Annotated in this window: 22 protein-coding genes; 16 read left to right on the forward strand and 6 right to left on the reverse strand. The window is 39.8% G+C overall.

Going from position 1 to position 23,264, the window contains the following annotated elements; all coding sequences use genetic code 11:
• Positions 1 to 5: 5 nt before the first annotated feature.
• The 10 genes from lspA to FLM47_RS04940 all read left to right on the forward strand — a co-directional run bounded on the left by lspA (position 6) and on the right by FLM47_RS04940 (position 9,414).
• The gene (lspA, locus tag FLM47_RS04895) at positions 6 to 506 is read left to right on the forward strand and encodes a signal peptidase II (protein WP_131690731.1); all 501 of its coding nucleotides are present in this window, start codon (positions 6 to 8) and stop codon (positions 504 to 506) included.
• Positions 503 to 943: an FKBP-type peptidyl-prolyl cis-trans isomerase gene (fkpB, locus tag FLM47_RS04900; protein ID WP_010391275.1), complete on the forward strand. Its 441-nt coding sequence runs from the start codon at positions 503 to 505 to the stop codon at positions 941 to 943. The genes lspA and fkpB overlap by 4 nt, the downstream gene beginning before the upstream one ends.
• Positions 943 to 1,872, forward strand: a complete 930-nt coding sequence (ispH, locus tag FLM47_RS04905; protein WP_178955525.1) for a 4-hydroxy-3-methylbut-2-enyl diphosphate reductase — start codon at positions 943 to 945, stop codon at positions 1,870 to 1,872. The genes fkpB and ispH overlap by 1 nt, the downstream gene beginning before the upstream one ends.
• Before the next feature lie 27 nt (positions 1,873 to 1,899).
• Positions 1,900 to 2,934 carry a sensor histidine kinase gene (locus tag FLM47_RS04910; RefSeq protein ID WP_178955527.1) on the forward strand — a complete coding sequence of 345 codons (1,035 nt, stop codon included), beginning with the start codon at positions 1,900 to 1,902 and terminating at the stop codon, positions 2,932 to 2,934.
• Positions 2,931 to 3,635: a LytTR family DNA-binding domain-containing protein gene (locus tag FLM47_RS04915; RefSeq protein WP_138607626.1), complete on the forward strand. Its 705-nt coding sequence runs from the start codon at positions 2,931 to 2,933 to the stop codon at positions 3,633 to 3,635. The genes FLM47_RS04910 and FLM47_RS04915 overlap by 4 nt, the downstream gene beginning before the upstream one ends.
• 114 nt (positions 3,636 to 3,749) lie before the next feature.
• Entirely contained in the window at positions 3,750 to 4,310 is a 561-nt protein-coding gene (gene pilV, locus FLM47_RS04920; RefSeq protein WP_178955529.1) for a type IV pilus modification protein PilV, read from the forward strand.
• A gap of 1 nt (position 4,311) precedes the next feature.
• Positions 4,312 to 5,310, forward strand: a complete 999-nt coding sequence (locus tag FLM47_RS04925) for a PilW family protein (RefSeq protein ID WP_178955531.1) — start codon at positions 4,312 to 4,314, stop codon at positions 5,308 to 5,310.
• The gene (locus tag FLM47_RS04930) at positions 5,298 to 5,783 is read left to right on the forward strand and encodes a pilus assembly protein PilX (RefSeq protein WP_138607632.1); all 486 of its coding nucleotides are present in this window, start codon (positions 5,298 to 5,300) and stop codon (positions 5,781 to 5,783) included. The genes FLM47_RS04925 and FLM47_RS04930 overlap by 13 nt, the downstream gene beginning before the upstream one ends.
• 1 nt (position 5,784) lies before the next feature.
• Positions 5,785 to 8,985, forward strand: a complete 3,201-nt coding sequence (locus FLM47_RS04935) for a pilus assembly protein (protein ID WP_178955533.1) — start codon at positions 5,785 to 5,787, stop codon at positions 8,983 to 8,985.
• A gap of 9 nt (positions 8,986 to 8,994) precedes the next feature.
• Positions 8,995 to 9,414: a type IV pilin protein gene (locus FLM47_RS04940; protein ID WP_138607636.1), complete on the forward strand. Its 420-nt coding sequence runs from the start codon at positions 8,995 to 8,997 to the stop codon at positions 9,412 to 9,414.
• 143 nt (positions 9,415 to 9,557) lie between these two features.
• Here the strand turns inward: FLM47_RS04940 and FLM47_RS04945 are convergent, their stop codons facing one another.
• Entirely contained in the window at positions 9,558 to 10,094 is a 537-nt protein-coding gene (locus FLM47_RS04945; RefSeq protein ID WP_138607638.1) for a GspH/FimT family pseudopilin, read from the reverse strand.
• A gap of 77 nt (positions 10,095 to 10,171) precedes the next feature.
• Positions 10,172 to 10,723, reverse strand: coding sequence for a GspH/FimT family protein (locus FLM47_RS04950; RefSeq protein ID WP_138607640.1), 552 nt, complete (start codon positions 10,721 to 10,723; stop codon positions 10,172 to 10,174).
• Between the two features lie 174 nt (positions 10,724 to 10,897).
• Here FLM47_RS04950 and FLM47_RS04955 point away from each other — a divergent pair, with 174 nt between their 5' ends.
• Positions 10,898 to 11,236 (forward strand): P-II family nitrogen regulator, encoded by a 339-nt coding sequence (locus FLM47_RS04955; RefSeq protein WP_008114445.1) that lies wholly within the window; start codon positions 10,898 to 10,900, stop codon positions 11,234 to 11,236.
• Between the two features lie 57 nt (positions 11,237 to 11,293).
• Here FLM47_RS04955 and FLM47_RS04960 read toward each other — a convergent pair whose 3' ends face one another.
• Positions 11,294 to 12,058, reverse strand: coding sequence for an outer membrane protein assembly factor BamD (locus tag FLM47_RS04960; protein ID WP_138607642.1), 765 nt, complete (start codon positions 12,056 to 12,058; stop codon positions 11,294 to 11,296).
• Between the two features lie 141 nt (positions 12,059 to 12,199).
• Between FLM47_RS04960 and rluD the strand changes: the two genes are divergently transcribed.
• From rluD to clpB, 3 genes are all read left to right on the forward strand, one after another.
• Positions 12,200 to 13,177 (forward strand): 23S rRNA pseudouridine(1911/1915/1917) synthase RluD, encoded by a 978-nt coding sequence (rluD, locus tag FLM47_RS04965; protein ID WP_008114448.1) that lies wholly within the window; start codon positions 12,200 to 12,202, stop codon positions 13,175 to 13,177.
• Positions 13,178 to 13,179: 2 nt separating this feature from the next.
• The gene (pgeF, locus tag FLM47_RS04970; RefSeq protein ID WP_178955535.1) at positions 13,180 to 13,911 is read left to right on the forward strand and encodes a peptidoglycan editing factor PgeF; all 732 of its coding nucleotides are present in this window, start codon (positions 13,180 to 13,182) and stop codon (positions 13,909 to 13,911) included.
• A 96-nt stretch (positions 13,912 to 14,007) separates the two neighbouring features.
• Positions 14,008 to 16,584, forward strand: coding sequence for an ATP-dependent chaperone ClpB (gene clpB, locus FLM47_RS04975; protein ID WP_178955537.1), 2,577 nt, complete (start codon positions 14,008 to 14,010; stop codon positions 16,582 to 16,584).
• Positions 16,585 to 16,647: 63 nt separating this feature from the next.
• Here the strand turns inward: clpB and FLM47_RS04980 are convergent, their stop codons facing one another.
• Positions 16,648 to 18,195 (reverse strand): PAS domain-containing methyl-accepting chemotaxis protein, encoded by a 1,548-nt coding sequence (locus FLM47_RS04980; protein WP_178955539.1) that lies wholly within the window; start codon positions 18,193 to 18,195, stop codon positions 16,648 to 16,650.
• A gap of 428 nt (positions 18,196 to 18,623) precedes the next feature.
• Between FLM47_RS04980 and gshA the strand changes: the two genes are divergently transcribed.
• Together gshA and FLM47_RS04990 are read left to right on the forward strand one after the other, a co-directional pair.
• Positions 18,624 to 20,198: a glutamate--cysteine ligase gene (gene gshA, locus FLM47_RS04985; RefSeq protein ID WP_178955540.1), complete on the forward strand. Its 1,575-nt coding sequence runs from the start codon at positions 18,624 to 18,626 to the stop codon at positions 20,196 to 20,198.
• Between the two features lie 125 nt (positions 20,199 to 20,323).
• Positions 20,324 to 20,932: a hypothetical protein gene (locus FLM47_RS04990; RefSeq protein WP_131690740.1), complete on the forward strand. Its 609-nt coding sequence runs from the start codon at positions 20,324 to 20,326 to the stop codon at positions 20,930 to 20,932.
• A 55-nt stretch (positions 20,933 to 20,987) separates the two neighbouring features.
• Here FLM47_RS04990 and FLM47_RS04995 read toward each other — a convergent pair whose 3' ends face one another.
• Together FLM47_RS04995 and FLM47_RS05000 are read right to left on the reverse strand one after the other, a co-directional pair.
• Positions 20,988 to 22,256 (reverse strand): HlyC/CorC family transporter, encoded by a 1,269-nt coding sequence (locus FLM47_RS04995; protein WP_013464491.1) that lies wholly within the window; start codon positions 22,254 to 22,256, stop codon positions 20,988 to 20,990.
• Positions 22,257 to 22,317: 61 nt separating this feature from the next.
• Positions 22,318 to 23,124, reverse strand: a complete 807-nt coding sequence (locus tag FLM47_RS05000; protein ID WP_138606286.1) for an inner membrane protein YpjD — start codon at positions 23,122 to 23,124, stop codon at positions 22,318 to 22,320.
• Positions 23,125 to 23,264: the final 140 nt, after the last annotated feature.

Consider the following 23,264-nt stretch of genomic DNA (forward strand, 5'->3'; position numbering starts at 1 on the left):
TTTTAGTGAGCAAACTAGCCCAAAAAAGTGGTTTAGTGTGGCTTTGGTTGAGTCTATTACTACTAGTAATAGACTTTGCCAGTAAAACACTGGTTGTAAACACCATGGCCTATGGTGAGTCAATTAATCTACTGCCTGTTTTTAGTATCACTTATGTACATAATTACGGTGCAGCTTACAGCTTTTTAAGCGAAGCGGGTGGCTGGCAACGTTGGTTTTTAAGTGTAATAGCAATTGCAATTAGTTGTTTGTTGGTATGGTGGTTAAAGCGCCTTCCTGCGTCTAATAAAGTATTGTGCGGTGCATACTCGTTAGTGTTAGCGGGTGCTATTGGTAACTTATACGACCGTGTTGCTTATGGTTACGTTATTGACTTTTTACATGTGTTTTACGAAGACTCACATTTCCCCGTATTTAATATTGCAGATTGTGCTATTTGTGTAGGCGCTGCGTTATTACTATTTGACGCCTTTACAGGCGAAGAACCAAAGGAGCATAAAGCATGAGCCAAGCTGTAATTGGTGAAAACTCAGACGTTATTTTTCATTTTTCTATTAAACTAGAAGATGGCTCTGCCGCTGACTCAACAAAAGTGCATAACAAACCTGCCAAGCTCACTATGGGTGATGGCAGTTTAACCGCTAACTTTGAAAAATGTTTGCTTGGCCTAACTGCGGGTGAAAGCAAAACATTTGAGCTTGAGCCTGAGGATGCCTTTGGTCAACCCAATCCAGATAATATTTATTATGTAGATCGTAGTAAGTTTGGTGCAGAAACACCGGCTAAAGTAGGTGCGATTATTGCGTTCACTCAACCTGATGGTACTGAACTTCCGGGTTTGGTTCGTGAAGTGCAAGGTGAGTCAGTTACTATCGATTTTAATCACCCATTAGCGGGTCAGCGTTTAACGTTTGAGGTTGATATTATTGAGGTGCAAGGCTAATGGAAATATTATTAGCTAATCCACGAGGCTTTTGCGCCGGTGTTGACCGCGCAATTAGTATTGTTGAGCGCGCTTTAGATATTTTTGAAAAGCCAATCTATGTGCGTCACGAAGTGGTGCATAACCGTTATGTGGTTGATGGTTTAAAAAATCGCGGCGCCGTATTTGTTGAAGAACTTGATCAGGTTCCTGACGATAGTATTGTTATTTTCAGTGCTCATGGTGTATCTCAAGCTGTTCGTGCAGAAGCTAAACGCAGAGAGTTAAAAGTATTTGATGCAACCTGCCCATTAGTGACTAAAGTGCATATGGAAGTAACCCGTGCTAGTAGAAAAGGCATTGAATGCATTTTAATTGGTCACCACGGACACCCTGAAGTTGAGGGTACCATGGGTCAATACGATAACCAGCAAGGTGGAATTTATCTTGTTGAAACAGTCGATGATGTATTAAAGCTTGATGTAAAAAATGCGGATAATCTTTTTTACTGCAGCCAAACAACTCTATCAGTAGATGACACTGCCGATGTGATTGATGCTTTACGTAGTAAATTTCCCACAATTGATGGTCCACGTAAAGATGATATTTGCTATGCAACACAAAACCGCCAAGATGCGGTTCGTGATTTAGCTGATAAAGTGAATGTGTTATTAGTTGTGGGTGCTAAAAATAGCTCTAACTCTAATCGTTTACGGGAACTTGCCGATAAAATGGGTACACAAGCCTACTTAATAGATGATGCTAGTAATGTTGAAGCATCATGGTTTGATGGTATCAACAGTGTAGGTGTGACTGCCGGTGCATCAGCTCCTGAAGTATTAGTTCAGCAAGTCATTACACGCTTAAAAGAGCTTGGTGGCAAACAAGTAACAGAAAACCCAGGTGAAGAAGAAAACATTGTTTTTGCTGTGCCAGTAGAGCTGCGTTAGTCTATTAATAGATAAAAGGAGGGTCGAATGAGTAAGCAACTGACACCAGATGCACTACTTTTTTCGGCCCTTTTTAATGAGCGTGGTGTACTTGCATCCCTCATAGTAACCCAAGTCGTGGCTATTATTTTAGCTTTTGCTCCTAATGCTGGCGGTGACATATGGCTGCATTTGGGAGAGATTAGTTTATTTCTCCATGTAACCGTATTAGTAAGCACCTCTTTTATATATATTTGTCGCCGATTTCTTGCAAAACAGCCTCAGTTTATTCAGCTTAGTTTTTTTATTGCTGTATATAGTTTGAGTACTGCTTTATTTAGTCTGGCTTTTTCTTATATTGCTTTTGATATAGAAAACGAAGAACAACTTACGTTTTTTGTGTTACGTAATTGCATTATTGTATTTTTGCTTACCTTACTTTTTGTACAATTTTTGCTTATTCATTTTGAAAAAGAGCAGCAAGCCAAAGCACTCTCTCGTGCAGAGCTTGATGCTTTGCAGGCGCGGATCAGACCCCATTTTTTATATAATAGTTTGAATACGGCAGCAGAATTAACGCATCATGATGTTGAGGCTGCAGAGCATGCTATTTTAGCATTAGCGGCGCTTTCGCAGGCTGCAATGCGGTCAGGGCAAAGTGTATTACTCAGTGATGAAATAGTATTAACTAAACAATATATTGCTCTTGAGTCATGGCGTTTTGCTGAGCGCTTACAGGTTAAGTGGTCATTACCAGAAAATCTCCCTGCGCTCTATATTCCATATCTAACATTACAACCTTTGGTAGAGAACGCAGTATGCCATGGTGTAGAGCCCAGCCAAAGTGGTGCTACCATTAGTATTGAGCTGCATGTTACAACACATTATTTAACCTTGATTGTGACTAACCCTGTACCTATTGAAGCCGCTAATACTAGAGAGCATAACGGTATGGCAATTGATAATATCCGTTCTCGTTTAAGTATTTATTATAAAGATCAGGCGCAACTGACAATAACTAACAAAGAAAATAAATTTAGAGTTAAAGTGGTTATTCCAAAACAAACAGAGCACATGTTATGAATGCACTGATTGTAGATGATGAGCCTTTAGCCAGAGCACGCTTAAAACGTTTACTTAGTCAGAGCCATACATCTATTCAAGTGCAAGGTGAGGCCGGTAATGGCAATGACGCTTTAATAAAAATAAAAAAACTTCAGCCTGATTTAGTGTTTTTAGATGTTGATATGCCAGGCTTAAATGGCATCGAAGTGGCCAATCAACTCAATAGCTTTGCGGTTCCGCCGGCAATTATTTTTATAACTGCTCACCCTGAGCATGCACTTGATGCGTTGCAACTAAATGCAGCAGGGTATTTGGTAAAACCTATATCAGTAAAAAGTTTGCAACATGCATTACAACAGCTAGGACGTTTAAACAGAGTACATCTGCAACAGCAACAAACAGAAAAAGTAACGTATCAACTGGCTGGCACTATCAGAAGTGTTGAAATAGAGAGTATTTTTTATTTTAACGCAGAGGAAAAGTATACCAAGGTTGTGTTTGATCAAGGGGAAGCTTTAATTGAGGACAGTTTAAAGCATCTTGAAATGCAATACCCGCATCATTTATTAAGAATTCATCGACATACTTTGGTGAATAAAAACAAAATTATTGCCCTACATACGCTTCAAAACCATCAACATGTTATTGAACTTGATGGTTGTACTACTTTGTTAGCTGTAAGTCGTCGAGCACTCAAAAGCGTAAAAAGTGAACTTTAATACGCCTACCTATTAACCGCTTATCAACATAATTAACCGTTAGTCATGGTTCTAGTTGAATCTAATCTGTAATTGCATACACTTATTATCAGGTAATTATTATTTGGTTTTACTATGTATTTGAGTACGTTTAAATTGCAAAAAGGTTTTACCCTTATTGAAGTCCTAATTGCGTTTATTATTCTCAGCTTTGGTTTATTGGGCGCTGTAGCCCTGCAAGCAAAAGCAAAGCAAGCAAGCTTTGATTCAATGCAACGTGCTGCTGCTGTTGCGCTTGGTAATGATATTATTCAACGTATTCGAGCTAATGATACTTCGCAGCTCGCGACCCTTTACGATGTAGAGTTTACTAGTGAAACCACTAAGAAATCGTCTAAAACATGTTTTACAAGCTCATGTAGCAACGCGCAAATAGCTAGTTTAGATATCGAGCAATGGAAACGTGCTATTCGAGCCCGAGAGAATACCGGATCACTTGATGGTGCAACTGTGTGTATTAACCCTGAAGTGGTAGCGGGTTCTGGTGGGAAAGCATATAACCTTGAGGTTATTGTTTCTTGGCAGGGTCGACAAGAATTTAAAGCAAGTGAGGCGACAGGTAAGATTGGTTGTGGCGTCGCAGATAAAAAGCGTCGCTTAGTCGTGCTTAATAGCTATGTATACGTTAGGAGCTAAAATGAAGCAAACAGGATTTACACTCATTGAAATGATGATATCTCTATTTATAGGGGGATTAATTTTGGGTGGGGTAATGTTTACTTATATCGGTATGAAAGTAACCACCAAAGACACAATGACTATAGGCGAGTTACAAGAGTCAGGCCGTTTAGCTATAAATATTATGCAACGAGATATTGAGCAAGTTGGTTTTTGGGGAACATTTTATGATGATTCATTTACCGCTGCAAACACATCATCATTGTCAAATCCTACTAATGACTGCTTTGAAGGAGCTAACAATGGCAGTTTTCCAGATTTAACGAGTAGTAGTAACTTTAGATCTTTATACGCTAAAACGGCGGCAAGTTCTAATGAGCTCAACTGTGTAAAAAACCCAATTAAAGGGACTGATATTTTACAGGTTAAGTTTTTACAAGGTAATCAACTAGAAGTTGATGCCTCAGGTGTTAATGAAACGCAAAGCGATGAGAATTATTTTATTGCTGAGCAAGAAAATGCACGCTTTGAGCGAGGTATTGTTGACCCTACTAGCGTAAATATCAATGCGTCGGTATGGCCGTATAGTCATCACAGCTATTATATTGCAGAGCAAACTTATACGGTAAATAATAAGAACCTTACTGTACCGGCACTAATGCGAAAGCGTTTAGTAGGCGGGTCTATAAATACTGAAACTATAATGGAAGGCGTGGAAAATATGCGTTTTGTTTTTGGTTTAGATACTACCAACGATAGTCGCGTTGATATCTATAAAAGCATCAGTGATATGAACGCCAGCGACTGGGAAAACCGTAGAGGTATTTTAACAGTACAAGTTTTCTTACTGATCAGAGCATTGCAGCCAGATCCAGGCCTTAAAATTAAGAACCAAACGTACATATTAGGGGAAGATGCTAATAGTCGCTCTCTTACTTTTTCAGATAATTTCAGACGAACTGTTTTCACGACGACTATTCGTTTAAATAATGTGGGAGCAAATTTATGGCGTATTTAACTCATATGAAAAAGAAACAACAGGGTGTTGTACTTATTACAGCACTTATTATGGTGATAGCAGTGACAGGAATTGCGGTTACTTTAATGAGTAGCAGCAGTATTGATATTAAAATTACAAATGCAGCTCAAGAGCGTGAAGTTGCAGAAAATCAACTAATTGGTGAAGTACAGCGCATTATTGCTGATGAAGCTAGTAAAGGGGCTGCTAATCAGTTCTTTTTAACCCCTGAAGAAGTATCAGATAACGGTGTTGTTATGGCTGAACGCGATGATATGAAAAGCAATATGATTAACTTAAACAATGGTGTACTTGATTTAGAATGCCCTCGTCGTTTTAATTTTACTGCTGGCATTTCATGCAACATGGTGCAAGTTTCTACAACCATAGAGTACGGCTCCAAAAGTAAACACCAACTAACAATTGTTACCGGCGTAGCCCAAGAGATGGCTAGCATAAGTAAGGGGTTTTAATATGAAACTTACACTAAACAGAATGTTCATGCCTATATTTGCAATATTAATTGGCATGTCAGCTCATGCTGAAGATATAGAGCTGTATGTTAACCATAATGTGGAGACAGATGAAAAGCCACGCGTAATTATGATTTTTGATACATCAGGCAGTATGGCTTGGGATGTAAACGATGGCAATGCCTGTTACATGAGAAGCGGTAATCGTTATTACGAGGTCGATTGTTTTGAAAGTAAAGACAGCTATAAACGTAATGAGCAATGTTACAAACGAACTAGCTACTACAATTATGAAGCCACATGTAGTGATAGTCGTTTAAGAGTTGCACAAAATGCGATTACGCAATTAGTGAACGATAATGATGATATTGAATTTGGTTTAATGCGTTTTAATGGCAGTAGTGGCGGTTATGTACTAGCCAGAGTAGGTGCTGAAAAGTCAACGTTGCTCAATAAAATTGATGAGCTACCTGCTAGTGGGTCAACCCCATTAACTGAAACATTATGGGAAGCGTATTTATACATAACAGGCCAAGATGTTTACTATGGCGATAACACTAATAATCGAGATTTTACCGCTGAGTCATCAGGAGTTTATAAATCACCTTTTGCCCCAGTAGCGGGTGAGCCATTACGTTGTGACAATAGTATCAACATTATTTTAATGACAGATGGAGATCCTACCAACGATTCTAATAGAAATAATGACATATTTAACCTTCATGAGGATTATTTTTCTGAAAATGCGCCTGTTGTCAGCAATAGTTATTTGGCAGCGCTGGCAAAAATTATCCATGGTACAGATGATGTAAAAGTTGATTTGTATAGCAAAACCAATAATGTACTAGATATTGGTCGTGTATTTCCTATTGGCTTTGGTACTGGAATGAGTAACTCAGGTAAAAACTTACTTACTGAGACTGCAGACTATGGCGGTGGGCAATATTTGCATGCCAATACTGCAGCACAACTGTCAGACGCACTTAAAAATACGATTTCTCGTATTCGTGAAGTAAACGATAGTTTTTCATCGCCATCAGTGGCCAGCAATAACGTAGACCAAACTCGCAGCCGTGATGCTCTTTACTTTGCTATGTTTTATCCTGAAACAGGGGCTCGCTGGCGTGGTAACCTCAAAAAGTTAAAAATTACAGGCAATCAGATTGTTGATGCGACTAACAAGCTTGCTCTTAATAGCGACGGTTTAATTTCAAAAGATGCAAAAACATTTTGGCTACCTGCGGGCCAACCCGCTGATGGTAATGCGGTTGCACAAGGTGGCGTAAATCATTATCTAAGTACGATAGATCCACTAGCTCGTAATTTATTCACTGAAAATCAAGGCTCTATTGTTAGCTTTGATACTTCGGTTGTCAGCGATATTCTTAGTGGTATTGTTGATAACCCGCTAACCTTAACAAGCCAAGATGTTAATTGGGCTAGAGGGGTCGACGTTGATGATGAGGATAAAGATGGCTCTTCGCAAGATCAACGCTCTGATATTTTTGGCGACCCATTACATTCCAAGCCTATTGCTATCGACTATGGCAGTGATGATATACGAATTCTTATAGGAACAAATGCCGGGTTTTTACATATGTTTAAAGATGCTGGCGAGACTGTAAGCGAAAGTTGGGCGTTTATACCTTCAGCATTATTTGACATTATTAAGCCACTCAGAAATAAACAAGCAGATAGCAAGGTATATGGCATGGACGGCCCTATCAGTGTTTACTTTAGTAATAAGAGTTTGAATAGCGAAGGTTTAAATGACGGTATTATAGATGCTAGCAAAGGAGATGCTGTTTGGGCTTTTGCTGGTATGCGTCGTGGTGGTAAGAATTACTATGGCTTAGATATTACAAATCCGAACCAGCCAAAGCGCCTTTGGAGCAAACCAATTGAAGGCGGCAAAGGCGATTTTACGGAATTAGCACAAACATGGTCAAAACCGCAAATAGCTTATATTAAAGCTTTTGGTAATAAACCTTTACTCGTATTTGGTGCAGGTTACGATACAAATAAAGACGCGGCTATAAGAGCTGAGGATTCCCGTGGTCGAGGCATTTATATTGTTGAAGCAAAAACAGGTAGCTTAGTGTGGGCATTAACCCCAAATAGCAATGGTTTTAAAGGTAAACATAGCATTGCCGCTGATTTAACTACGCTTGATTCAGATTATGACGGCTATATTGACCGAATTTATGCTTCAGACACCGGTGGTAATATTTGGCGAATTGATATGCCAGGAGAAGATAGCAGTGAGTTTAGTCACTTTAAACTTGCTGAGCTTGGTAGCAATCAAAATACCCAAGACAGGCGCTTCTTTTATAAGCCTCTGATTGCGCGTACTTTGTTTAGTAAAGTAACAGAGACGACCATCAACGGTGATAAAGTTATTACCCGTTTAGATACTCCTTATGATGCTGTTGTTATCGGCAGCGGCAATCGTTCAAAACCAACGAATACAAATGAGCAAGATCAGTTGTTTATGATTCGTGATGAAAATACGCTGACACGCTCATTTAAAATCAATGCGCCTGCGGCAGTTAAACCCTCCGACTTAATGATTATGAACGATGACCCGTTTGGTAATACTTTAGATGACATAGATGGTTTTAATCTTGTTGAAGCTGAGTTGGCAAAAAAGAAAGGGTGGCGCTACGAATTAGCCAAAGGTGAAAAGTCATTAGCTGCAGCTACCGTTGTTGGCGGAGTTGCTTATTTTACTTCTTTCACGCCAGCATCTGATGCCGTTGTAGAGAATCAATGTTCTTTAAGTGGAGGCGGTGGTGCGCTTTATGCGTTTCATTTGCATTACGGTACAAAGGTGTATGAACAGCTCAAATTTGTAACCAGTTACGATGTGCCCGATACACCACAGCTATACTTTGGTTCTTCTTGCGTGGATGCTAATACCGATGGACAGTGTGATGATGGTCCTGATGGTCCTGATGGTCCCGATGGTCCTGATGGTCCTGATGGTCCTGAAAGGAAGCCACCCGAAAGTAAATTTTATTTCCCTGGTCCTTTAATTAAAGGTGATTCCAAACCATTTGTACCCGGTAACATTTCAGGGCCTGGTCTAAAAATCGAAGATGGAACTATAAAGTTACTAGAGAGTGGCAACAGTGGCTTTGGCTTTAAAACGCAGCAAACATATATTTATAAGCGTGAAGAAAACGATGAGATAAACAATTAAGGGCTGTATATGAATAAGACACAACAAGGATTTACATTAATTGAGGTAATGATCACAGTAGCGATTGTTGGCATTATTGCCGCAATTGCATTGCCGAATTACACAGAGTATGTAAAAAGGGCATCACGCGCAGAAGCTGCATCTGCGCTGTTAGATGCGGCAAATAAGCAAGAGCAATACTTTGTAGATAACCGAGTTTATTCAACTTCGTTTAGTGACTTAGGTATTCAAAGTAAAACTGAAAACGGGCATTTTGAGTTAGCAATAAATGTGGTTAATAGTAATGAATTTACAATTACAGCGAAACCCATCGCTGGAGCTGTTAAAGGGGATGCTGATTGTACTGAATTGTCTATTAATGATTTAGGCTTAAAAGGGGCTAAAGGCAGCAAAGGTAAATCAGATATAACCTATTGCTGGGGTAGATGATGCTAATTAACCTTACTCTGAATTGTATACCTATCTCAAGCAGCTATTTTTAGCGCTAATTGCGTTGAACCTACTTGCAATAGGCCAGCTACTGACGTGAAGTCTGGCTTTTTACACTGTAAACCCCCTAACTAGAATTCAGGTTAGTTATTTTTGCATCTATTTGTGGACTTTATCCTTATGCGACCTGTTTGACTTATAGATAGAGCAAGCCCTTCAAGGTTTGCTTTTTCACTATTAGGGCAATAGATAAAAGTACCATTTTGAAAGCCATTTAAAGAGCCGTCGGGTCTAAAAGTTATTGCAGTTCGGGGGTACTCTAAGCTATCAGAGGGATGGGTATGTTCAAAGGTACTAATAAGACGTTCGTCATTATCCAAAGATGTTGACTTGTCATGATCAGTAAAAAGTGACACACCCGTGTGCCACTCACCATCTAAACATTGTTTATCTTTCAAAGCGCACAGCGTTACGTAGTTGCCATGCTCTATAGCATAAAGACGTGCTAAATTAATATTTCGGTGTAATAGACTAACCTGATTATCTGCGCGATTGAGCGCCAAGAAGTCAGGAGCAAACGACAAAGAGAGTTGACTCAGTATTGCAATAACTAAAATGGTTACTAGTAATTCTACTAACGTAACGCCATCGTTTTTGTGAACACTTATAATTAACTTCATCCCTGAAGCCTTACATTGAACAGTCCATTATATTAGTTTAGTAAATAATCAAAAAACGACAAAGTATGAAATGGCTTTTAGCTGCAGGTTTGAGTTGTGTCACCTATATAAAAAGCAGTTCCTGATTGAGACAGTGTTAACCCTTTATTATTTTCATTAGTACCATTAGGGCAAAAAATAAAATTTCCAGGTTTAGTGGTGATACGACCGCTGGTGTTAAACCGTATCCGTCTATCTCCAGCTGTGAATGTTACCTTATCATTAAGGCTAATTTTTTCCATGACGCGAATTAAGCTGTCAGAGGAAGAATTATATTGACCATCATTATTTGCATCAATAAAGGTTATAATAACTTTATTACGATCCCACCTTGCTCGGCATTGCATACTATCATCATTGTTTTTAACCTCCGAATGCTGAGCTGCACAAATAACCACAATCTCATCAGTACTAGCCGCTTGTGAGCGCGCAAAACTAATATTACGCTTAAGCTCCAATAAAAAGTTTTCGCCTCGATTTTCTTCCAGCATATCGCTACTATTCCATATTGCAATACTTGCTATTATTGCAACAATAGCAACGGTAACCATTAACTCTAATAGAGTAAATCCTGTATGCTTGGTTTTCATATAAATCTCATTAACTCGGTGATGTTGAAAGGTCAACAGACCCTAGTATAGTTATTTTTATTAAAATAATCATACCATGATTATTTTTCACCTGTGCTATTCAATCACTTTGTTTGCTATGAACCTCATGATTGTCTAAAATCGAGGCAACTGAGGCTTTCAAAAGTAACTAATATGAAAAAAATAGAAGCAATCATTAAACCGTTTAAGCTCGATGATGTGCGCGAAGCACTATCTGATGTTGGCATTACGGGTATGACAGTAAGTGAAGTCAAAGGGTTTGGTCGTCAAAAAGGTCACACCGAGCTATACCGTGGCGCAGAGTATATGGTTGATTTCTTACCAAAGGTAAAGTTAGATATTGTGCTTGGTGATGAAGATGTTGAACGCGCTATTGATGTGATTGTTAAAACCGCACAGACAGGCAAAATTGGTGATGGTAAAATATTTGTCACTGAGGTAGAGCGTGTTGTTCGTATTCGTACTGCAGAAGAAGATGAAGACGCGATATAATCGTAGTCTTGAGTAAAAAAGGCGCTACTTTTATTTGAAAGTAGCGCCTTTTTCGTATTATTTATTTCTACTGTTAAATTTGCGCGTTTGCGCTGCATTCTCACTTAATTCAGTCAATCCAAGCTTATCGTAGCTTTTTTCCATCATGGCTAGTGCCGCATCCAAGTAGCTACTTTGTGAGTAGTGCTCTACCACAAACTTACCGCGATTCGCAGCTGCTAAATAGGCTTCACGTTCGTAGTAGTAAGTCGCAACTTTTAGCTCGTAACGTGCCATGCGGTTTAATAGCCAAACTAAACGACGTTTTGCTTCTGGCGCATAGTCACTTTCTGGAAAACGTTTAACTAAGGTTGATAGATCGGTATAAGCTACACGGGTACGTTTAGCGTCTCTGTCGGCTCTATCTACACCAAAGTACTCTTGGAAAGCATTTTTATCCGCTTTAATATTAACCAAGCCACGCATGTAGTACATGTAATCTAAATCTTTGTGGTTTGGGTTTAAGCGAATAAAACGGTCAATGGTAGCAAGTGCCTGCTCTGTATTACCTGATTGGTAATGTGCGTACACTAAATCCATTTGTACTTGTTTTGAAAACGGGCCAAACGGGTAGCGAGAATCAATTGCCGCTAACAGTTCAATTGCACGTGCGTATAAACCAGAATCAAGCGTTTGTTTTGCATCTTCATATAGTGCTTGTGCTGATCTGTTTGGTACTCGTTGAATGTCTTCTTGGTCAGGTGCAGACGAACAAGCCCCTAAACTAAGCACTGAAACTGAAAAAACAATGGCGAATGCACGTTTCCCTATTTTATTTATCATTTTATTTGTTACCTTCGATGTCTTCGGCTAGGCCAAGTGGGTAAAACCGAGTAAACTATGCGTATTATGTTATGCTTTTATTAAAAGCGATTCTAACCCAGTCAAGCAAAGCTTGCACTGGTAAATTGGGTAAAGTTACTAATGTCAGAGCAAATATCTCTCCAAGCCGAGGTCCCAACAGACTTAGGTGGTAAACGTCTAGACCAAGTATTAGCACAATTGTTCCCTGATTATTCACGATCACGGATAAAAACGTGGATTTTAGATGATAAAATCACCGTTGACGGCGAAATTTTCAACACCCCGCGTGAAAAATTACTCGGTGGTGAAGTTGTGGCTGTTGAAACAACAATAGAAGCACCTCGTGAATACGAAGCACAAGATATCAAATTAAACATCGTTTATGAAGACGATGATATTTTAGTTATCAATAAACCAATGGGATTAGTGGTTCACCCTGGTGCAGGTAACCCTGACGGTACGGTGTTAAATGCATTACTTCATCACTTCCCAGAAATTATTAACGTACCACGAGCGGGTATAGTTCATCGTCTTGATAAAGACACAACGGGTTTAATGGTTGTCGCGAAAACGATTCAGGCACAAACTCATTTGGTTAAAGCCTTACAAAAGCGCGAAAATTTCACACGTGAATATGAAGCCTTATGTAATGGTACTATGACCGCCGGTGGTATGGTTGAAAAAGCGATTGGTCGTCATCCAACTCAACGTACGCACATGGCTGTTCATGAAATGGGTAAACCAGCGATTACGCATTACCGTGTGGCAGAAAAGTTCCGAGCTCATACTCGTTTGCGTTTACGCCTTGAGACCGGACGTACACACCAAATTCGCGTGCATATGGCTTACTTAAACCATCCACTAATTGGCGATCAATCTTATGGCGGCCGTCCTCGTCCACCAAAAGGAGCAACCCCTGAGCTGTTTGAGTTACTGCGTAGCTTTAAGCGTCAAGCGCTGCATGCTGTAAAATTAAGCATTGCTCATCCAATTACTGGTGAAATGATGACCTGGCAAGCACCTATTCCTGATGATATGGTCCAGATGACACAAGCACTGCGCGAAGATACAAAAGCAAATCCAGATATAGCTAGTTAATTATGTCTGGCTTATCAGCTACATGGCAACCTATTCAGGGTGTAGGCACATTGAGTACTACACGGGATGGAGGTGTGTCAAAGCCTCCATTTGATAGTTTGAATTTAGGGTTACATGTAGGTGATAACAGCCAAGATGTATTAACCAATCGAGCGCATGTAAATAGTTACATACCTAATCCTGCTGTTTGGTTAAATCAGGTTCATAGCGCTGATGTAATTTTAGTGGATGAAGCGTTTGACGCTAATCACATACTGACGGGGGATGCGCTTTACACGCAGTTACGCAATCAACCTTTAGCTATAATGACCGCTGACTGTTTACCTATTTTACTTACCTCAAGCGATGGCCAAGAAGTGGCTGCAATTCACGCAGGTTGGCGAGGATTAGTGCAAGGAATTATTAATAATACAGTTAGCTGTTTTAAACATGAGCCAGCGAATTTACATGCGTGGTTAGGTCCTGCAATAGGAGCTAACCGATTTGAAGTCGGCCAAGAGGTCGTTGCAACATTTACAGCCAATAATCCAGCTTTGCATGATGCGTTTAAACCTCAAAATAACGATAAATATTTAGCTGATATTTATTACATTGCGCGTACTTTGCTAAACCAACGGGGTGTTGTGAATATTAGTGGTGGTGAATACTGTACGTTCTCTCAAAAAAATCAGTTTTTTTCTTATCGACGTGACGGCCAAACCGGTCGTATGGCAAGTTTGATCTGGCGCAAGTAAATTACTATTAAGTGATTATTTTTCCCTCAATACCTTGAACAAATCCGCTAACATACCCATTTATAAAGTAATTCGTTTTTTTATAGGTAAACCCCCATGCGTTTAGATAGATTTACAAGTAAATTTCAGTCTGCGCTTTCAGATGCGCAATCATTAGCGCTAGGTCGCGATCATCAATTTATTGAACCCGTTCACCTTATGTATGCTTTATTAAAGCAAAGTGGTTCAAGTGTGCGCGCCTTATTTGCACAAATGGGCATTAGCGTGGATGAGCTCAATACTAAACTATCTCAAGAGATAGAAAAATTATTTAAAGTAGAAGGTGTTGGTGGCGATGTGCAATTGTCAAACAACATGGTTTCACTTATTAATCTGTGTGACAAGTATGCCCAAAAACGCAAAGATAAATATATCTCAAGCGAACTGTTTGTTTTAGTTGCATGTGAAGATAAAGGGCCGCTTGGCAGTGTATTTAAAGCACTTAATATCACCGCTAACAAAGTTGAAACTGCCATAGAAGCAATTCGCGGTGGTCAAAAAGTTGATGATCCTAATGCTGAAGAAACTCGTCAAGCACTTGAAAAGTACACTATTGATTTAACTGAGCGGGCGGAGCAAGGTAAGCTTGACCCTGTAATCGGCCGTGATGATGAAATTCGTCGCACCATCCAAGTATTACAACGCCGCACCAAAAACAATCCTGTGTTAATTGGTGAGCCTGGGGTGGGTAAAACCGCGATTGCCGAAGGGCTTGCGCAACGTATTATTAATGGGGAAGTGCCAGAGGGCTTAAAAAACAAGCGCGTACTCTCGCTTGATTTAGGCGCGTTGGTTGCTGGGGCCAAATACCGAGGTGAATTTGAAGAGCGTTTAAAATCAGTTTTAAATGAATTGGCCAAAGAAGAAGGCCAAGTGATTTTGTTTATTGATGAAATTCATACCATTGTTGGCGCTGGTAAAAGTGATGGCGCTATGGATGCGGGTAACATGTTAAAACCTGCATTAGCACGAGGAGAACTTCATTGCGTAGGTGCAACGACCTTAGATGAATATCGTAAATACATTGAAAAAGATGCTGCACTTGAGCGCCGTTTCCAAAAAGTATTAATTGAAGAACCATCGGTTGAAGATACTATCGCTATATTACGTGGTCTAAAAGAGCGTTACGAATTACATCACTCAGTGGAAATCACCGATCCGGCAATTGTTGCTGCAGCGCAGTTATCACATCGCTATATTAGTGATCGCCAATTACCTGATAAAGCAATTGATTTAATTGACGAAGCGGGCTCTTCTATTCGACTGCAAATTGATTCAAAACCTGAAGCCTTAGATAAGTTAGAGCGTCGTATCATTCAGTTAAAAATTGAAGATAACGCCTTGGCTAAAGAAAAAGACGAGGCGAGTCAAAAGCGCCGTGCAGAAATGGTTGAGCTGATCACTGAGCTTGAGGTGCAATACCGTGAACTCGATGAAGTATGGAATGCCGAAAAAGCGTCTTTGCAAGGTACGCAAGTCATTAAAGCTGAGCTTGAACAGGCACGACTTGATTTAGAAGTGGCACGCAGAGCAAGCGATTTACAGCGCATGTCAGAACTGCAATATGGCCGTATACCCGAGCTTGAGCGTAAGCTTGATTTAGCATCACAAGCCGAAATGCAAGAAATGAGCTTACTTAAAAACCAAGTGGGCGAAGATGAAATAGCTGAAATTTTATCACGTTGGACCGGTATTCCGGTGGCACGTATGCTTCAAGGTGAGCGTGAAAAGCTATTGCAAATGGAAGCGCAATTACACAATAAAGTGATAGGGCAAGATGAAGCGGTAGTTGCTGTGGCCAATGCCATCCGTCGTTCGCGCGCAGGGCTTGCTGATCCGAATCGTCCTATTGGCTCATTTTTATTCTTAGGGCCAACAGGGGTGGGTAAAACAGAGCTAACAAAAGCGTTGGCTGGCTATATGTTTGACACCGAAAGTGCCATGGTGCGTATAGATATGTCTGAGTTTATGGAAAAACACTCAGTCGCACGTTTAGTCGGTGCGCCTCCAGGGTACGTAGGTTACGAAGAGGGCGGTTATTTAACCGAAGCTGTTCGTCGTAAACCTTATTCGGTTATTTTGCTTGATGAAATAGAAAAAGCGCATCCAGATGTGTTTAATATTTTATTACAAGTTCTTGATGATGGTCGTTTAACAGATGGTCAAGGCCGTACTGTTGATTTTAAAAATACGGTTATCATTATGACCTCTAACTTAGGTTCAGACATTATCCAAGAGCAATCGGGGAGTAATGACTATGACGAGCTTAAAGCTAAGGTAATGGGTGTACTGCATAATGAATTCAGGCCTGAGTTTATTAACCGTATTGATGAAACAGTAGTGTTCCACTCGCTTGCACATAGCCATATTAAAGAAATTGCAGATATACAGTTAAGTAAATTGCGTGAACGATTAACTGAGATGGGTTATTTACTTGAATTGACAGATGCTGCGCTTGAGCGGATTGCTGCTAGTGGTTTTGACCCGGTTTATGGCGCTCGCCCACTTAAGCGTGCAATACAACAAACTATTGAAAATCCGTTAGCACAAAAGCTGCTTAATAATGATTTTCAACCAGGCTGCATCATTGTTATTGATGCAAGTGGTGAGGGCTTAGAGTTTACTAGCCGATAATCTGAGCACAGTAAAGAGCCGCTGAAAATAGCGGCTTTTTTGTTTTTGATTCAAAGGAGTGGATTAAACTTTAAAGGTAAGCAGTAAATCATTTACTTTTCGTGAGCCTTCCACCAATTCAGCAGCGCCATGCGCTACGCTATAACTAAGCTGTAAATTGTCATCCCCCAAACCTTTAATTTTTTCAACATTGCTGCCAATGTCTCTACTTACCACTTGTTGTTGCTCTGCGGCAGCTGAAATATCGGTGGCAAGCTGTGAAATTTCACTAATTTGAGTAAAAATACTATCCAGCTCTTGCTGCGTTTGACCTGTAGTGTTCACACAGTCATCGGCTTGTTGTTTTGTGCTCTGCATGATTTTAGACCAGCTAAACAAGGTATCTTGAATCTCTTTAATGGAGCTATGAATTTGTGCTGTGGCGTTTTGAGTACGTGAAGATAATGCGCGCACTTCATCAGCGACCACCGCAAAACCCCGACCATGCTCACCAGCACGGGCAGCTTCAATCGCAGCGTTAAGTGCTAACAAATTGGTTTGCTCTGCAATGCCTTCTATTTCACTCATTACCTGACCAATTTTATCGGCCTCAGAGGCAAGTCCTGTGGCTGTGGTTGCCGCTTGCTCAACTTGCATAGCTAAGTCAGATACCATTTTGCTATTATCGGCAATATGACTTTTTATATCAGAGCAGCTTTGATAAGTGATCCCCACTTTATCTGCGGTATTATTAGTATTATTAGAAATTTCACCAATGGTGGTGCTCATTTGTGACATTGCAGTGGCTATTTGCTCAAGCTGAGTTCCCTGAGAGGAAATTCCTTGTTCGGTCAGCGTAGATTGCTGATCTAAGCCTTGAGCAATTGTATTAAAACTCAAGGTTGAGTCTTTAACACGACCGAGTACCGTTTTTAACTTGGCGCAAAGCATTTGCTCTCGGTAATCACTAATACTGTGAGGGTGTGAACCACTAAATACATAACGAGACACCGAATCAGCCTGACTCTTTTGCTGCTTTAGGGTCGCAGGTGTTGCTATTAGTTCATCATAATTTAAAACTAGAATGATAATACACACCATCAAGTTAACCGCTGCAATCGCGATTGATCCCCAAATAGCAACACAGGCTAACCAAACTAAAACACCGGCTATGCTTAAGCCTTGTCTGAGTGAGGTGTGTTCACGCCAGCTAAATAGTGACTGATTAGCGTTAATTTTGGCATACAGTTTCTGTGCTCTGCGTTTTGCGCGTTGCGAGAGTTTTACACGCACAGACTGATAACCAATCAATTGGCCATGTTCAAAAATAGGTGTTACAAATGCATCAACCCAATAGTAACGGCCGTCTTTACATAAATTCTTTACAGCTCCTCGCCACGAATGGCCTTGCTTTAAGGTGTCCCACATTTCTTTAAATGCCGCCTTAGGCATGTCAGGGTGGCGAACTATATTGTGGTTTTTATTAATGAGTTCATCCATTTCATAGCCAGCAATACTGCAAAATTCATGATTAGCATAGGTAATAACACCTCGAAGATCGGTTGTTGAAACTAACTCTTGCTGCTCTTCAAAAGTGACTTCTTCATCTATCAAGCTTTGATTACGACGCATAGTAATCCTTTATCATCCTTTATTGGGGTGGCTATTGTAATTACTAAAACTAATGTACGTTAGTGATAAGTTTTAAATAGCGGTAGTAAGTCATTTTTTTTGATGTTTTTATGATCTTTATCAATTTTAAGGGTAATTGAATTTTTTAATTATGACAAACTTTTAACAAGAGATTCACCCTTTCGCATGGGGGGGAATAATACGTTGTTGGTAGGAGAGGATTGTGGCAAATAATATGTAAAAGAAATTGTATATTGCTGGTGGCAATGGCAAGATTATCTTTTATAGCGTGAAACAAAGCGTGTTTAAAATTCATTAAAAACTATATCTAATAAATTCATATAGTTTTTTCTTCATTTAATCTTGAGTAAAGGTAATTAGACCCCATAACCTCATGATTAAGCCACTTGGCTCGAGGAAACTTTTTTTTGGCAACTTATAATTTAAAGAACACGCTCAACGCGCTATCTAATGCAGATAATCAGCATGCTATTAAAGGTATTATGCGCGGTATTGAGAGAGAATCACTAAGAATTAAACCTGATGGTTCTATTTCTAAGCAAGCTCACCCTGAAGGGGTTGGCTGTGCGCTTACCAACGGACATATCACGACTGACTTTTCTGAGTCTTTACTTGAGTTTATTACACCGGTTAGCGAGTCATCAACGCAAACGTTACAACAGCTAAAAGATTTACAAAAGTTCACCCTAGAACATATGGGCGATGAACTGCTGTGGCCAATTAGTATGCCGTGTTTTATAAATCATCAGGACGATATTGTATTAGCACAATTTGGCGATTCTAACGTTGGTAAAATGAAAACCTTATATCGTGAAGGTTTAAAGAACCGTTACGGCAGTATGATGCAAGCGATTGCCGGCGTGCACTTTAATATTTCTTTTCCAGAAACGTTATGGCAGTCACTACACTCACTAAAGCAAAGTAGCGCGAAGCTTGAAGACTTTATATCTGATGGGTACTTAGCATTAATTCGCAATTTTAAACGCGAGTTGTGGTTAATTAGTTACATGTTTGGTGCGTCACCGGCATTGTGTAGTTCATTTTTGCAAGGGCGTAAAAGTGATTTACCGTTTAAAAAGCTAGGTAAAGGTACTTTATATTTAGAAGTAGGCACGGCGCTTCGATTAGGTAATCTAGGTTATACCAACAGTGCACAGTCATCATTACGCGTGATGTATAACTCATTAGATGAATATGTAGCAGGGCTTAAAAAAGCCATAAATACGCCTTCAGATATTTATGGCAGTATTGACGACTACACCAGTGCAGAGCCAAAGCAATTAAATAAAAATATTCTACAAATAGAGAACGAGTTTTACTCGCCAATTCGCCCCAAGCGTAATGCTAAAAATGGTGAAACACCCACCGATGCTTTACTAAGAGCGGGTATAGAATATATTGAAATTCGTGCATTGGATGTTAACCCATTTAGTGAAGTAGGCATTGATTTAGAGCAAATACACTTTTTAGATGTATTTTTAACCTATTGTTTATTAAAAGACTCAGCGCCTATGGACTGGGAAGAGCAAGCGCGAAGCACTGAAAATCTTGATACAGTAGTAAACCAAGGCCGAGAAAAAGGCCTAATGCTTAATTTTAATAATGAGCAGCGCAGTCTTGAATCATGGGGTGATGAAATATTTAATCAGCTCGTTGATGTTGCTAAGTGGATGGATAGCGCGTACGGGGTTGATTATTACTCAAACACTATTAAGCGCATGGCAACGTGGGTGCATAATCCTACATTAACTTATTCAGGGCGTTATGTTGAGCAATTAAAAGCATCAGGGCTAGATAATGGTCATTATGCACTCTCACTTGCTCAAAAGTATAAACAAAGCCATGATATAGCCAGTTATACTGAATTCTCAAAGTCGTGGTTAGCGCAACAAGCGACAGAGTCTTACCAAGCTCAAAAAGCAATTGAGCAAGCCGATAATCAATCATTTACTGCATTTTTAGATACATATTTTAGTAAGTAGTAGGCAAAAAAAACGCAGCTCATAGTAGCTGCGTAAATATTCTTTAGGGATGAAACAATGCTGTACTGCTGCATTCATAGATTCAGACCCACGCTTTTTTAAAAAGTTCAGTGAGATCTTAAAAAATGAAAAAAAATATTATTACTTTATCTCTAATGCTTACTTTAGCGGGGTGTGCCACTGCGCCACCTAAGCAACCCGAAGATATTTGTAAAATCTTTGAAGAGAAATCTGACTGGTATTTTGATGCTAAAGACGCGCAAGATAAGTGGGGCTCTCCCAAACACGTATTAATGAGTATGATGTACCAAGAAAGTTCTTTTCGTCATGATGCCGCGCCACCCATGGAATACTTTTTATGGATAATTCCAACCGGCCGCGCAAGTGATGCCTATGGTTATTCTCAAGCTAAAACTCCAACTTGGTCTGATTATATTCGTGAAACAGGTAATAGTGGTGCTGATAGAGATGAATTTGAAGATGCGATCGATTTTATGGCGTGGTTTGTTTATAAAACTCACAAAGTTAATGGCGTTTCTAAATGGGATGCTTACGCACAGTATTTAAATTATCACGAAGGGTGGGGCGGTTATAAGCGAGGCACTTATCGTAAGAAAAAGTGGTTAATGAGCGTTGCCAATAAAGTAAAACATCGTGCAAGCCGTTATGGAGCACAGCTAAGACGCTGTGAGGATGATTTAGACAAAGGTTGGTTAGAGCGTTTATTCTTTTAACTAATCTAAACCCAGATTAATAAAAAAGGAGCCATTTGGCTCCTTTTTTGTTGGTTTATTTTTTACGTTTATTGGGCTGAATTTTAACTTGTTTAATCATGTTTTCTTTCACTTCAAGTACCTCAACCGGATAACCTGCAATACGAATGCTTAAGTTAGCATCAGGGATGTCTTCTAAGTACTCAACAATGAGGCCACTTAGCGTTTTAGGGCCATCTAATGGGAATTCCCAACCCATTTCTTTATTTAAGTCGCGTACGTTAGCACCACCATCAACAATATAAGAGCCATCATTTTGTGTGGTTACTTCTTCACTCGGTGTACGAGTTTGAGTAGTGGTGAAATCGCCCACAACCTCTTCAAGAATATCTTCTAGAGTAACTAAGCCTTGGATATCGCCATATTCATCAACAACAATACCAATTCGTTCTTTTGATAATTGGAACTTCAGTAGTTGGGTGTTAAGCGACGTTCCCTCAGGAATAAAGTAAATTTCACGTACAGCGCGCAGTAGCGAAGGTTTATCGAATTGCTCTTTAGTAAGAAGACGCAATGCATCACGAGAGTGAATAAATCCCACTGCATCATCTATATTGTCGCGATATAAGAGTACGCGAGTATGTTGAGCATGAGTCAGCTGTTTACTAATTATTTTCCAGTCATCGTTGATATCAATCGCCACAATTTCATTGCGGGGTATCATAATATCTTCAACGGTAACCTGTTCTAAATCTAAAATTGAGGTCAGCATACTCTGGTGGCGCGCCGGGATCAAAGCCCCTGATTCATTAAGCACGGTTTTTAATTCTTCTTTACTCATGCTGTGCTCATCTATTTGTGCAGCACTAATACCAAATAAGCGTAATATGCCGTTGGTCATCCAGTTAACAACAACCACAAACGGGAAGAGTATTTTTAACAAACCTTTGAGTATCACAGAGCTGGGAAAAGCGACTCGCTCAGGATAGAGGGCAGCCAGTGTTTTTGGCGTTACTTCAGCGAAAATTAGTACAACAAGTGTTAATGCACCTGTCGCTATCGCAATACCTAAATCGCCATACAAGCGTATACCAATAATGGTAGCTACCTGAGCTGCCGCAATATTAACCAGGTTATTACCAATGAGTATCAGACCTATCAACCTATCTGGTCGACTCAGTAATTTACTAACGCGTTTCGCAGCACGATGGTTCTCTTTAGCGAGGTGTCGCAAACGAATACGGTTGATTGACATGATTCCGGTTTCTGACCCGGAGAAGTAAGCAGAAAAAAGCACCAATAAACCTAATATGATAAACAGGGTACTTGTCGATATGTCGTCCAACGATGGATCCTTTTTTTATAAACCAATGCGTATTAAGCTAGAGTGAGCTTTCAGAGTCAAGTTAAAACTTATTCAGGACCACTTCTTGTATAAAACGGCTACCAAAATAAGCGAGTGTGAGTGTAAAAGCGGCAATCATTATACTAACTACCACTACTTTTCCTCGCCAACCACGTTTTACATGGCCAACCGCAATTGTAGTGAAAATGGCCCAAGCAACTAAGGATAGGATTGTTTTGTGAATAAACTCTTTGGCAAACATGCCATCTAGAAATACAAATCCGGTAATAAGCGCCACACTTAATAATACGGTGCCTAAGTTTAATAACTGGTAAAGTTGGCGCTCTACTACCATTAGCGGCGGTAAGTGACTGTGAACTATCGCTAGGTCTTTTCGTTTTAAGCGTTTATCAATAAAGTAAAACTGTACGCCATACAAAGTTGCAATAATTAAAATGCAGTAGGCTAATAATGACAGTGATATATGCGCAACTAGCGCCAGCTCTACATTAATACTTTGTAATAGAACATGATGAGGGATAAATAAGCTAGAAATTGTTAATAGCGCAGCAAAACCATAAACTACAGGTAGTAGCAAGGTCGCGGGAAACTTCAAAGAAACGGTAGTAACACACAGCACGATAATCCAGCAAGTCAGCAATGCCACATTAACAATGCTTAAATCTTGTCCATCAGCTCTAAATACCGAATTTACTAAAAGCAGCATGTGCGCCAAAATAGCGACCGTACTGAGTATAATAGTAACTTTTTGGCTCGGGCCCTGATGATGAAACAACCGCGAAAGCACGTGAGACGTTGCTAACACATAAAATAAACTGGCAATAATAGTTAAACTAATAATCAGCATTTTGCTTTGGCCACTTAATTGAAGTCAAATAATTCGTGTTCGTTATGTGGCCATTGTATTTTATAGCAAAGCAAATGCATAGACCCTGTAAAAAGAAACTCAATAAGCAGCATTTCAGCACTGTATTGTATGCCACCATT

This window comes from Pseudoalteromonas sp. Scap06 (genome assembly GCF_013394165.1).
Taxonomy (GTDB): Bacteria; Pseudomonadota; Gammaproteobacteria; order Enterobacterales; family Alteromonadaceae; genus Pseudoalteromonas.